Annotated in this window: 9 protein-coding genes; 3 read left to right on the forward strand and 6 right to left on the reverse strand. The window is 63.8% G+C overall.

What is annotated here, in order from left to right:
* Window positions 1-108: 108 nt before the first annotated feature.
* From K3165_RS09680 to K3165_RS09690, 3 genes are read left to right on the forward strand one after another with little or no spacing between them, the layout of a single operon-like run.
* On the forward strand, window positions 109-951 hold the full coding sequence (locus tag K3165_RS09680; RefSeq protein ID WP_221548679.1) for an arginyltransferase: 843 nt from the start codon (window positions 109-111) through the stop codon (window positions 949-951).
* Entirely contained in the window at window positions 887-3,082 is a 2,196-nt protein-coding gene (locus K3165_RS09685) for an autotransporter assembly complex protein TamA (protein ID WP_221548680.1), read from the forward strand. Before K3165_RS09680 ends, K3165_RS09685 begins: the two co-directional genes overlap by 65 nt.
* A complete protein-coding gene (locus K3165_RS09690) occupies window positions 3,082-7,275 on the forward strand; it encodes a translocation/assembly module TamB domain-containing protein (RefSeq protein WP_221548681.1) in 4,194 nt (1,397 codons plus the stop codon). Before K3165_RS09685 ends, K3165_RS09690 begins: the two co-directional genes overlap by 1 nt.
* 4 nt (window positions 7,276-7,279) lie before the next feature.
* On the opposite strand, the gene K3165_RS09695 is transcribed toward K3165_RS09690, so the two are convergent.
* The 6 genes from K3165_RS09695 to K3165_RS09720 all read right to left on the reverse strand — a co-directional run bounded on the left by K3165_RS09695 (window position 7,280) and on the right by K3165_RS09720 (window position 12,611).
* Window positions 7,280-7,852, reverse strand: a complete 573-nt coding sequence (locus K3165_RS09695) for a fasciclin domain-containing protein (RefSeq protein WP_221548682.1) — start codon at window positions 7,850-7,852, stop codon at window positions 7,280-7,282.
* Window positions 7,853-7,866: 14 nt separating this feature from the next.
* Complete coding sequence (locus K3165_RS09700; RefSeq protein WP_221548683.1) at window positions 7,867-8,862, reverse strand: hypothetical protein; 996 nt, start codon at window positions 8,860-8,862, stop codon at window positions 7,867-7,869.
* Window positions 8,863-8,947: 85 nt separating this feature from the next.
* Window positions 8,948-9,541, reverse strand: a complete 594-nt coding sequence (locus K3165_RS09705; protein WP_221548684.1) for a lysozyme — start codon at window positions 9,539-9,541, stop codon at window positions 8,948-8,950.
* 86 nt (window positions 9,542-9,627) lie between these two features.
* On the reverse strand, window positions 9,628-10,629 hold the full coding sequence (locus K3165_RS09710) for a PilZ domain-containing protein (RefSeq protein ID WP_221548685.1): 1,002 nt from the start codon (window positions 10,627-10,629) through the stop codon (window positions 9,628-9,630).
* A 173-nt stretch (window positions 10,630-10,802) separates the two neighbouring features.
* Complete coding sequence (gene glnA, locus K3165_RS09715; protein ID WP_221548686.1) at window positions 10,803-12,212, reverse strand: type I glutamate--ammonia ligase; 1,410 nt, start codon at window positions 12,210-12,212, stop codon at window positions 10,803-10,805.
* Window positions 12,213-12,272: 60 nt separating this feature from the next.
* Window positions 12,273-12,611 carry a P-II family nitrogen regulator gene (locus K3165_RS09720; protein ID WP_221545638.1) on the reverse strand — a complete coding sequence of 113 codons (339 nt, stop codon included), beginning with the start codon at window positions 12,609-12,611 and terminating at the stop codon, window positions 12,273-12,275.
* Between the last annotated feature and the right edge of the window lie 14 nt (window positions 12,612-12,625).

Raw genomic sequence — 12,625 nt, forward strand, 5'->3', positions numbered from 1 at the left:
AGGGCCGCCCATTTTTCGTGGTTAATGGTCTTTAAACGCAGGCACAGGTCATGCATAAAGGAGTTGTTAACGAATTGAACTTCGTAGCAACGAGAGGACCCGCCAGCCGTGACGGCACCCATTCGCTTCCCCCGGTTTTTCGTGACCAGCCCTGCGCCGTGTCCGTACCTGCCGGGCCGCAGCGAGCGGAAGGTCTTTACCGAGCTGCGCGGCGAGAGTGCCGACGAGCTTAACGAGGCGCTCGGCCGGATCGGTTTCCGCCGCAGCCAGACCGTCGCCTATCGCCCGTCCTGCCTCGATTGCCAGGCATGCGTTTCGGTCCGCGTAGTGGCGGGCGAATTCAAGCCTTCATCCAGCCAGAAGCGTACGATGAAGTCGAACAGCGATCTCGTCGTGTCCGAATGCCGCCCATGGGCGACGGAGGAGCAGTACGAGCTGCTTCGTCGTTACCTTGCGGCACGTCATCCCGGTGGCGGCATGGCCGAGATGGACGAATCCGATTTCGCGGATATGGTGGAACATACTCCGGTATCCAGCTATGTCGTTGAATATCGGGAGCCGGGAGTAGGCTGCGAACCGGGTCGACTGGTCGGAGCATGCCTCACGGACGTACAGGGTGACGGGCTGTCGATGATCTACAGCTTCTTCGACCCTGATATTGAGGATCGCGCCGGGCTTGGGAATTTCATTATCCTCGACCACATCCGCCGTGCTGCGGAGAATGGGCTGCCTTACGTCTACCTCGGCTATTGGGTCGAAGGGTCGGACCGCATGCAGTACAAGGTCCGCTATCGCCCGATCGAGCGGCTCACCCGCGGCGGGTGGGAGCGTATGCCCGAAGACGAGCAGAAACGCCTTATCGGCGCCGCGACCGGAAAACGCCGCGATGCCGAAGGGGCTGCCCTGCCGGCAAAGGACGGCAACCAGCTGGAATACAAACTCGCCGACTGACCGCTTCAGATATTCGCTGACTTCGATCCTCGCCGCGCTGTCGCTGGCAGGGGTGCCTGCTGTCGCGCAGGATCGCGATGCGCCGGAAACGCTCGAAGACCTCATTCCCGATAGCGCAGTCGACAATGCCGAGGACTGGGCCTCGCAGGGCACCGACGCGCAGGACGATGCTGCCCAAGACGCGGTCCCCGCCCCCGACACGCCGATCGAGAGTCCGCAGGGTTTCACCCTGCCATGGCCCGAGGACATCGAGATCGACGGGGTCGAGCCGCTCGAACCGGAAGAGGAAATCGAATTCGTCGATCTCGATCTCGGCCGTGCACAGGTGGACATCGAGCAGGCCGAGACAGAACGGCTCGCCGACAATCTCGTACTGGGCTTTCCGCAAAGCGAACCGCCGTTTTCCGAACGCGGCGATTTCGTCGAGCGGTTCTCCGCGCTTTCGACGATCGAGGAGCTGGAGAACGAAGACGCGAGCGTCGCGCAGCTCGCTGCTCGTGCGCGAGAAGACGAGGAACTCCTCGGCGATCTGTTGAGGGTCTACGGTTATTACGACGGGCAGATCATCCGCTCGATCGGCGCGCTCCAGCCGGGAGAGGACGTCGCCACCGAGACGCCGACCGTGCGCTTCGACGTCATACCGGGCAATCGCTATCGCTTCGGAACGATCGACCTCGGTAATCTCGAAGCTGCGCCCGACTACGAAGAATTGCGTGCCTCCTTCGGCATCACCTCGGGCGACTATTTGCAGAGCGATACGATCGTGCAGGAGCAGTTCTCGCTCGACCGCAAGCTGGGCGAGACCGGCTATGCCTTCGCCGAGATCGACGAGCCCCAGCTCCTGATCGATCACGAGCGCGAGGAAGGCGATCTCACGCTCGAGGTCGAACCGGGCGGCAAATACGTGTTCGGCGGTGTGGTCAGCAGCGATCCCAAGTTCCTCTCGGGACGGCATCTGGGCTCCATCGCGCGGTTCGAGGAAGGCGATGTCTACCAGCGCAGCCTCTCTCTGGACCTGCGCCGTGCCGTGACCGCCACCGGCCTCGTTTCCTCGGTCAGTATCACCCCGCGCGAGGTTACACCGCCGCAAGGCGATGAGCCCGGCGTGGTCGAGATGGACGTCGATCTGGAACGGGCCAAGCTACGCACCATAGCTGGTGCGATCGGTTACGGTTCGGAAGAAGGTTTCCGACTCCAGGCAAGCTGGGAGCATCGCAACCTTTTCCCGCCAGAAGGCTCGCTGAGGCTGCGCGCAATCCTCGGTACGCAGGAGCAGCTGGGCGGGGTCACGTTCCGCAAGAACAATTTCGGCGGTCGCGACAAGGTTCTTACGGTCGATGCCTATGCCTCGGCGCAGGACACGGTCGCATATGATGCGAACACCGTCGCCCTGACCGGGACCTACGAGCGGCTTTCGACACTGCTGTTCCAGAAACCCTTCAGCTGGTCCCTGGGGGCGACCATCCTCGCCTCGGATGAACGCAATCGCGTCATCGGAGGCGTGCCGCGGCCTCGCCAGACCTATCTCGTTGCAGCGCTTTCGGGCCGCGCACAGATCGATACGACCGACTCGCTGCTCGATCCCACGCAAGGGTTCAGGCTGGCGGGCTTCGTCTCTCCCACAACCTCGCGCACCGCTGGCGAGCAGTACTTTTATTTCGCGAACCAGGCCGATGCTTCTTATTACCAGTCGGTCGGGTCGAGCGTCGTGGCGGCAGGCCGCGTCCGCTATTCCAGCATAGTCGGTGCGCCGATCTTTGCGATCCCGCCGTCGCGCAGGCTCTATGCGGGCGGCGGCGGCTCGGTCCGCGGTTACGGCTATCAGGCGATCGGTCCCAAGAACGATTTCGGCGAGGCCACTGGTGGACGCAGTCTCGTGGAAGCTTCCGTGGAAGCGCGCATCGACACCGGTTTCTTCGACGGCGCGGTATCGGTCGTCCCGTTCTTCGATCTCGGCGCGGTGTCGATCGAGGAAACACCCGATTTCCGTTTCGTGAAGTACGGCGCGGGCGTGGGCCTGCGCTATGACACCGGCTTCGGCCCGCTGCGCCTCGATGTGGGGCTGCCGCTCAATCCCGACCCCGACGATGCGCCGGTGGCGGTCTATGTCTCGCTGGGCCAGGCATTCTGATGGCCGAGACGGACGAAACCGCAGTCCAGCCACGCCGGTTCCGCAAACGCCGGGTGGGGAAGTGGGCGCTTGGCATTGTGGGGGCGCTGCTGCTCCTGATCATCGGTGCGCTCGCGCTGCTGAATACGCCCATCGGTGAGCGGTTCCTTGCCGATCGTATCGCCCGCGAAACCTTTCCCAACGGGCTCAACATCCGCATCGGGCGGATCGAGGGCAATATCTATGGCGAGGCGGTGCTTCACGATGTCGCCCTCTCGGACCCGGAGGGTGTTTTCCTGACGATCCCGCGCGCGGAGGTGGACTGGAACCCGCGCGCATGGCTCTACAATCGCCTCGATATCGACAGTTTCGTAGCGCGCCGTGCAACCCTCGCGCGAATTCCGGAGTTCCTGCCGAGCGAGGAAGAGGGACCGATCCTCCCGGGCTTCGACATTTCGCTCGACCGGCTCGAGATCGACGCGCTGACGCTTGCTCCGGCCATTACCGGCGGTGAGGCCGAGCAGGTCGATCTGCTCGCCGAAGTGCAGGTCGAGGACCGGCGACTCTTCGTGGACGGGAACGCCACCCTCGGCGCAGAAGACAGTCTCGCAATCTTTCTCGATGCAGAACCGGATGGAGATCGCTTCGATCTTTCAGCGGGCGTGCGTGCCGCTGACGAAGGGGTGCTGGTGGGAATGCTGGGGCTGCCGCGCGGTTACCGGGCGGACCTGATCGGCGAGGGCACGTGGTCGCAGTGGCGCGGCGGCTTGCTCGTCCGGGCAGGCGACGAACGGATCGCCGCGCTGCGCATAACCAATCAGGGCGGCAGGTTCGGAGCGCTCGGAAAGATCGATCCGAGCGATTTCCTCGAGGGTGTGGTCGCCAATGCCGTTGGCGAGGACGTTGCGATTTCCTCGCGCGTCGAAATCGACAACCGGGCGTTCGACGGTCGGACGATCGTGATCGGGAGCGGTATCCGCCTTGAAGGCGAGGGGCTTGTCGATCTTGCCGAGAACCGGGTCGACGACTTTGAAGTCGTCGCTCGTCTGACCGATCCGGCGATATTCGGCGAGGATTTGCGGCTCGAGAATGCGAGTCTGGATGCAACGCTCAATGGTCCGTTCAGCGACCTCGCGATCATTCACGACCTGCGCGTGGCACGCCTCCAGGCCGGCACCGCCGTGCTGGACGACCTGCGCCAGCGCGGAACGCTCTCTTACGATGGTTCGACCTGGCGTTTGCCGCTCGCGCTTTCGGTATCACGCGTGCGGACCGGCAACGCGCTGGTCGACGCGCGCCTGGTCAACGGCGATGGCCGCGGACGGCTGTCGCTTTCCGGAAACCAGCTGACCGGCGATGACATTCGCCTCTCCTTCCGAGGTCTGGCTGCCAATCTTGCCTTGCGCGGCAACCTCGATGCAGGGCGCTACCAGCTGCGCGGACCGGTTCGCGCCAACGGGATTGCCCTCGATAATGTGGGTGTTGCGGGCGGCACCGCGCTGGTGGACTTCGACGTCCTGCCCTCGGGCTGGCGAATTGGCGCGCAGCTCGATGCGCGCGTCTCGCCCGTCAGCAACGACACGCTGGCCAATCTCGCCGGTCCCGCAATCCGCGTGCGCGGCGGGATTGCCACCAGCAACGGTGCAGCGATCGACTTCGACGAGATGAGGGTGTCTTCGGAAAAGCTGACCATGGCGCTGGACGGGGCAATTGCCGACAGCACCACGACGCTTGCGGGCCGGGGCTCTCACACGGAATACGGCGACTTCACGGTCGAAGGGCAGATCGAGGACGGCGCGCCGACTGCGGAACTGGTCTTCGCGAAACCCTTCACCGGGCTTGAAGACGTTCGTGTCGCGATTGCGCCGAGTGATGAAGGCTTCTCGATCGATACCGCTGGCGATTCCCTTCTCGGCCCGTTCGACGGCGTCCTCGCGCTGTTCGCGCCCGAAGGCGGACCCACGCGCATCGATATCGAGCGTCTCGCAGTCTCCAACACCGATATCTCCGGCGACCTGACATTGGTCGACGGTGGTGCACGCGGCGATCTCGCGCTTGCAGGCGGTGGTCTGAATGGCACCATCGCTCTTGCACCCAAGCAGGGCAGGCAGAGTATCGGTCTCGATCTTTCTGCGCGAAACGCGAGCTTTGGCGGCGATACGCCCCTGACGATCGGTCGTGCGCAAATCGATGCAGAAGGGCTCATCGGCGATGGTTCGACGAGCTTCTCGGGCACCGCCAGCGCGCAGGGCATACAGTACGGTACGGTGTTCATCGGACGACTTGCGGCAAGGGGCGAAGTCGAAAACGGCGTCGGCAGTGTCGATGCGAGTATCGCCGGACGGCGCGGCAACCGCTTCGCGCTGGACCTGAATGCGCAATTCCGGCCCGAGCGCATCGCCGTGGCAGCAAAGGGCCAGTTCTCCGGTCGCCAGATATCCATGCCGCGGCGCGCCGTCTTGACCGCGCTCGACGGTGGCGGGTGGAGGCTGGCTCCAACGCAGTTGAACTATGGCGATGGCGCAGCGATCGCGTCGGGCATGTATGCGCCCGATGCGGCTGCGCTCGAGCTCAAGCTTGCAAGCATGCCGCTCTCGCTGGTCGACGTGGCGGTAGAAGACCTCGGCCTTGGCGGCACCATGTCGGGCGTGGTTGCCTTTCGTAGCCCGCGTGGCGGACTGCCGACCGGCACCGCGCGTGTGAAGGTGGAGGACCTCACGCGTTCGGGGCTGGTTCTCTCTTCCAAGCCGGTAGACCTGTCGCTGCTGGCCGAACTGACCGAAACCAGCTTCGAAGCGCGTGCGGTACTGGCGAATGAGGATATCAGGCGCGGGCGGGTGCAGGCTGTCATCACCGGTCTCCCTGCCTCGGGCGACCTTACGCAGCGGCTGCGAGCAGGTCGCCTCGATGGGCAGCTACGCTATCAGGGCGCCGCCGAGAGCCTTTGGCGACTTGCGGCGGTCGAGGCTTTCGATCTGACCGGACAGGTCGCCGTGGCCGCCAATGCCAGCGGCACCCTTGCGTCGCCTCAGGTACGCGGGACCGTCGTAAGCGACGATTTGCGTGTACGCAGCTCGCTGTCTGGCACGGACATCCAGGGCGTCAGTGTACGCGGCAAGTTTACAGGTTCGCGGCTCCAGCTCACACGATTTGCCGGCACGACCGAGAATGGCGGCACGGTAACCGGCAGCGGGATCGTCGACCTGGAAGGCCTTGGCGAGCGGGTCCAGGGCAGGCTTGTCGAAATCCGCGGCCCGACGCTCGACCTCAGGGCCAGCGTGAAGAATGCGCGCCTCCTCGAAGCGAACGGCCTTAGCGCTACCATCACCGGCCCATTGCGCATCGTCTCCAACGGGCTCGGCGGCACGATTGCAGGCCGCGTGAGGATCGACCGCGCGAGCTGGTCGCTGGGCTCTGCTGCGGAAGACATGCGCCTGCCCGTTATTCCGACACGTGAGGTCAACGCGCCCGCAGACCGCGCTGCACGCGTCGCTCCAAGCAGGCCGTGGCGCTACCTCATCGATGCCAAGGGCCGCAGCCGGATCGATGTCGATGGCATGGGGCTCGACAGCGAATGGGGCGCCGATATCATCCTGCGCGGGACGACCGACGATCCGCGCATCGGCGGCAGCGCGGAAGTCGTCCGCGGCGACTACACTTTTGCAGGCACGCGCTTCGAACTGACCCGCGGCGAGATCGATTTCGACGAAAGCGTCCCGATCGACCCGCGCCTCGATATTCGTGCGGAGACAGAGCGTGACGGGGTCGACGTGATCGTCACCGTGACGGGCAGCGCGCAGCAGCCCGAGGTGACCTTCAGTTCCGATCCTGCCCTGCCGGAGGAGGAAATCCTCGCGCGGCTGCTGTTCGGCGGGTCGATCACCACGCTTTCTGCGACCGATGCGCTCCAGCTGGGCGCGGCACTGGCGAGCCTTCGCGGCGGCGGTGGGATGGATCCGATCAACCAACTGCGCAGCGCGATCGGTCTCGACCGGCTGCGCATCGTCTCGGCCGACCCGGCGCTCGAACGCGGGACCGGAGTTGCCCTGGGCAAGAACTTCGGCCGACGCTTCTACGTGGAAATCATCACCGATGGCCGCGGATACAGCGCGACCGAGATCGAGTTCCGCATCACCAGCTGGCTATCGTTGCTGGGGAGCGTCTCGACCATCGGTCGCGAAAGCGCGGTGGTGGAAGTCAGCCGCGACTATTGATCGGCTAGCCTTCGTCGCCGGGAATCATGACCGCGTCGACAGGGATGATCACGCCATTGGTGGCTTGGGTTGCGGCACCGCTGAAACGCGCAACCTCGCCCGAAGGATTGGTCGCAACGACAGTCTCGCCATCCATCGAGAATGTGAGATCGCCGCCGCCGAAGGTGGTCATCGTCACTTCACCGCCCTGGCTCTCGATAGCAGCCGTGATATCTTCCGGCGTCAGGTGGCCGGGCAGGATGTGTTCGCGCAGCACGCCGGCAAGGACCGGACGCTGCTCTTCCGTCATCAGCGACTGGCCCTGTTCGCCGAGCGCGTTGAAAGCCTCGTCCACCGGGGCAAGCACGGTGTAGCTGGCGGGGCCATCGAAGATCGAGTTCAGCTGTGCGCTCGAGATGGCACCATTAAGGCTCGCCATTTCGGGAAGATCGCCAAGAGCAGCCGCCACGGTGCGCGTGGTGTAGTCCTGCGTCTCTTCAACGCCTTCCTCGGTTTCGCCGCTGCTGCATGCCGGCAGGATCGCCAGACCGGCAATTGCACCGGCCAGCACGAAGGGTTTCGTGAAGTTGGTCTTCATCTCTTTTCTCCAGGTCAGATGAGCAGGTCGATCGCCGCGGCGACGAGGCGCGTTTCGGGGTCGATCTGGTACACGTATCCGTCCGAGTAGCGGTACATGCGGTCCGGACTGTCGTAGTAGCGGTCCCTGTAGGCATAGGGCACGTTGTAGACGTCGTAACCGCGCGGCATGGGCTGGCCCACGGTGATTTCGTCACCCGTGATCAGCGCTGCCACGGAAGTGATCGCAGCATCCTCGGGGTCGACGCGGTAGATCACGTTATCGGCGTAGCGATAGCGATCCGGACCGCCCAGATTGTAATAGTCGACGTAATAATCCGGCACCTCGTAGCTGCGATATCCGCTCGGCCAGGCATTGCCGATTCCAAGCGCGCCGCCGAGCAGGGGGATCCAGCCGGAAATACCGCCCCGATCGCCGTAGCGGACGAGGTAGCCGTCGTTGTAGTAGTAGTCTCCACGGCCGTAGTTGTTCAGGCCGAACAGGCTCGGGCGATAGGCCGAACCGAAGAGGCTCCGCTCGTAGCGATCACGGACCTGTCCCGGAGGGTTGCAGCCATTGCGCTTCTTCGCGAGCCCCGGAGGGCAGCCATCGATGAGGCCACGCGAACGATCTTCCGAGAGCCACCGGTAGTCGCGATCGCCACGGATCACGCGGCGATCGTCACGATCGTCATAGGTGACGCGAACGTCACGGCGATCGGCGGCATTGCTGCGACCCTGTCCGTTACCGCGGCGCTCGGCCTGGCGGTCCTGGCCGTTGCCCCGGCGTTCGGCAGAATTGCCGCGCTGCTCGACGCGGCGCTCAACTTGACGGTCTTGCCGTTTTTCGCTCCGGTCCGGGCCACGATCGGCGCGAGCCTTGCCGTTCCCGTTCCCATTGCCTTTATGGCCTTGGGCAGCAGCAGGCTTGTTGCCTGCATTGCCCTGACCGTTACCTTTGCCATTTCCTTGGGCATAAGCCCCGCTTGCGGCGAGCGCGATGGCCGCCGCTCCAGCCATGATAAGACGCATTTCAATACTCCTTTGTCTTCCCCAACGGGGTGAAAAGGCATCGGGTTCCGGCCATTTTAGCTGTTCGTCGCGCGGAGGGGGGTCTTTAACTGCGGTAGAGGGCTACCTCCGCGCGGCGACGACGGACCAAACCCTTGAGGACGCGGCCACCGGCATGCTTCCACTTGGCGAATTCCCGAGCGGCCGCCTGGTGATCGCCTGCCAAATGTCGACGGGTGAGGGTGGCACGGGCGATTGCGCCGGTATTGTAGTGAAAACTGACCAGCGCATCGAACTGCCCCTGCGTGGTCGGCGCATCTCCGATGGCCTTGCGTACGTCAGCCGCATGGCGCGCGACATCCGCTTCAAGCCGTGCATCGCATTGCGCCTGTGTCCAGACGGTGCCCGAAGTGACATCCGCGCCGGTCGCGCCCCAGCCGATCGTCCACGGGTCGCCACCGGTGCCGGGGTCGGGATAGGCTTCCACCATGCCGTCGTGGCGCAATCTCGCGCAGCCTTCGAACGCCTTGATCAATTTGAGACCGGCCTTGGAAACCCCACAGGATGGAACGGCTGGAACACGGTCCTGGGACGAATCCAGCGAGGCGTCGATCGCGGTATCGAGGCGGTCCACTTCGGACTGCCGGAAACCACGCCCGAGCATGCGGCGGACGGTATCGAACAGGGACTTGCGACTCATGACTGGCACCTCTTGCTTTGAGACGAGGTGCAGCAAGTAGGCACAATGTTGTCGCGTAGGAAAACGATCCCGGCCGGTTGGCGGGATCAGGCCTCGGAGGCCGCGTCCTTATCCTTTCCCGCCTTGTCGGTGCCGGGCCGGCCATGCGGGTATAGCGTGGCGTAAAGCTCGTCGAGCGTCAGGCGCTCGTAGTGCATTTCGGGCGGCTGGTGCGGGTTTTCGACCTTGCCCATGCGGACGACGAGGCTGTCGCTATCCTCGTCGACAACGCTGTCCTGCTCTGCCGGAGCGCGAAGTCCGCGGGCATCGTCCGGCGGCGCAAGTTCCGCACAAAGCTCGTGAGCGAGTTGTGCGACGTCGAATTCTTCGGCGAATTCGAGGCCGTAGTGCTGGCCTGCGATCCATCGGATGGTGGCAGCGATTTCGCCCGATGCGGCAAGCGACAAGCGGACTTCGTCCCCGCTCGCCAGATTGTTTGCCTGCGTGATGGCCACCATGGCACCGTGCTTGGAAATATTGCGCAGGCGAGCCGTCGCGTCGCGGTCCTTCCAACGAAGCTTGCCGATGAAGACCAAGGGGTGGCGCTTCTGGATACCGCGCTGTTCGGCGCCGATCAGCGGCTTGGCGTTATAGCCTTCCATCGCCCGTTCACGCGCAATCGTCTTGACGATGAAGTCCTGCACGCCGGCTTCCGCGATGATCACGGTTTCCGCGATAAATTCGAGGCCCACGCGGCCGCGTCGCCCCCAGCGTACCGCAGTGGTGATCGGCGCGCACTCGTTGATCGCAAGGCGGACGGTCGCCCCGATCGGCGCATCGCCTTCATACCCGATCATGACGCCGTTGGAGGACAGGTTGATCACCTCTACCTCGTGTTCGACCCCGTCGATCAGGGCCTTTGCCGTCGTGCCTTCGAGGTAGTGGCGATCCTCGTTCCGCTGGTGGATGCTTCGTTTGCCACGGCGCGGGATAGCGACGGCTCCGAGGCCGGAAGCCTGCGGGTCCTGTTTGCGTTTCTTCTTCTGGATAATCACGTCCGCACGCGTTTCAGCGGCTTCTTCGGTGATGTCCTTGCGCCAGAAATTCATGTCTTTCCCGTCTTGCCGGAGGTTCCGAGGTCTCACGACTAGCCCCAGCACCCTAAGAAAGCGTGTAGGGCGGGGAGTGGGATGCCTGCGGGAATGAACAAGGGGCGCCCGGATCGCTCCGGACGCCCCTCTGTCTGGCCCTTGCTCGATGCAGGGGCCTATTCTGATCGCCCTTAGGCGCTGTAATACATGTCGAATTCGACCGGGCAGGGCGTGGTTTCGACACGCAGGACTTCTTCCCACTTCAGTTCGGCATAAGCGTCGATCTGATCCTTGGTGAAGACGTCGCCCTTCAAGAGGAACTCGTGGTCGGCTTCGAGCGCTTCGAGCGCTTCGCGAAGCGAACCGCAAACGGTCGGAACGTCGGCGAGCTCTGCCGGGGGCAGGTCGTAGAGGTTCTTGTCCATGGCTTCGCCCGGGTGGATCTTGTTCTGGATCCCGTCGAGACCGGCCATCAGCAGCGCGGCGTAGGCGAGGTAGGGGTTGGCCATCGCATCGGGGAAACGGAACTCCACGCGCTTCGCCTTGTCGCCCGCACCATAGGGGATGCGGCAGGCGGCCGAACGGTTGCGCGCCGAGTAGGCGAGCAGGACCGGCGCTTCGAAGCCCGGCACCAGGCGCTTGTAGCTGTTGGTGGTCGGGTTGGTGAAGGCGTTCAGTGCCTTGGCGTGCTTGATGACGCCGCCGATGTAGTAGAGGCAGTTTTCGCTCAGGCCGCCGTACTGGTTGCCGGCGAAGGTCGGCTTGCCGCCGTCCCAGATCGACATGTGGGTGTGCATGCCGCTGCCGTTATCGTCCTTGATCGGCTTGGGCATGAAGGTCGCGGTCTTGCCGTAGATGTGGGCGACCTGCTGCACGACATACTTGTAGATCTGCAGATTGTCGGCGGTTTCCACCAGCGTACCGAAGGTGACGCCGAGCTCGTGCTGGGCAGCAGCCACTTCGTGGTGATGCTTGTCGCAGGGCAGGCCCATTTCGATCATGGTCGAGACCATTTCGCCGCGGATGTCGACTGCGCTGTCGACCGGGGCCACGGGGAAGTAGCCGCCCTTGGCGCGCGGACGGTGAGCGAGGTTGCCGCTCTCGTATTCCTTGCCGGTGTTGGTCGGCAGCTCGATGTCGTCGATCGCATAGCCCGAACCGGCATAGCCGTCTTCGAAGCGGACATCGTCGAACATGAAGAATTCGGCTTCCATGCCAACGTAGATCGTGTCGCCGAGGCCGGTGCTCTTCACGAAGCTTTCGGCGCGCTTGGCGGTCGAACGCGGATCGCGCGAATAGAGTTCGCCGGTCGAGGGTTCGACGATGTCGCAGAACAGGATCAGCATGGGTTCGGCGCTGAACGGATCGACGTAGACACGGTCGAGATCGGGGCGCAGGATCATGTCGCTTTCGTTGATGACTTTCCAGCCGGCGATCGACGAACCGTCGAACATCAGGCCGTCTTCAAGCTGGTCTTCGTCAAGCGCCTTGGCGACCATGGTCAGGTGCTGCCACTTGCCCTTGGGGTCGGTGAACCTGAGATCGACCCACTCGATGCCTTCGTCCTCGATACGCTTCAGGACGTCTTTCGCACTTGCCATGTTGATTGTCTCCGTTGGGATTGTTCGTATTGCGCCCGCCGCGTGACGGGCAGGAATTGGTTAGATCGCGTCTTCGTCTTTTTCGCCGGTGCGGATGCGCAGGGCGCTCTCGATCGCGCTGACGAAGATCTTGCCGTCGCCGATGCGCCCGGTCTGGGCGGCCGCAGCGATCGCTTCGACGGTCCGTTCCGCGATGTCGCTGGGCACGATGACCTCGAGCTTCACCTTGGGCAGGAAGTCGACGACATATTCGGCGCCGCGATAAAGTTCGGTGTGGCCTTTCTGGCGGCCGAAGCCCTTGGCCTCGGTGACGGTAATGCCGGATACGCCGATCTCGTGCAGCGCCTCCTTCACCTCGTCGAGCTTGAAGGGCTTGATGATCGCTTCGATCTTTTTCACGTGTCCACCGGTCC

The organism is Qipengyuania xiamenensis (assembly GCF_019711495.1).
Classification (GTDB): domain Bacteria; phylum Pseudomonadota; class Alphaproteobacteria; order Sphingomonadales; family Sphingomonadaceae; genus Qipengyuania; species Qipengyuania xiamenensis.

Bases quoted from the DNA above. Each gene is read 5' to 3' on its own strand.
- K3165_RS09685 (WP_221548680.1), top strand. From the start codon at position 887: ATGCCGAAGGGGCTGCCCTGCCGGCAAAGGACGGCAACCAGCTGGAAT.
- K3165_RS09690 (WP_221548681.1), top strand. From the start codon at position 3,082: ATGGCCGAGACGGACGAAACCGCAGTCCAGCCACGCCGGTTCCGCAAA.
- K3165_RS09695 (WP_221548682.1), bottom strand. From the start codon at position 7,852: ATGAAGACCAACTTCACGAAACCCTTCGTGCTGGCCGGTGCAATTGCC.
- K3165_RS09700 (WP_221548683.1), bottom strand. From the start codon at position 8,862: ATGCGTCTTATCATGGCTGGAGCGGCGGCCATCGCGCTCGCCGCAAGC.
- K3165_RS09705 (WP_221548684.1), bottom strand. From the start codon at position 9,541: ATGAGTCGCAAGTCCCTGTTCGATACCGTCCGCCGCATGCTCGGGCGT.
- K3165_RS09710 (WP_221548685.1), bottom strand. From the start codon at position 10,629: ATGAATTTCTGGCGCAAGGACATCACCGAAGAAGCCGCTGAAACGCGT.
- glnA (WP_221548686.1), bottom strand. From the start codon at position 12,212: ATGGCAAGTGCGAAAGACGTCCTGAAGCGTATCGAGGACGAAGGCATC.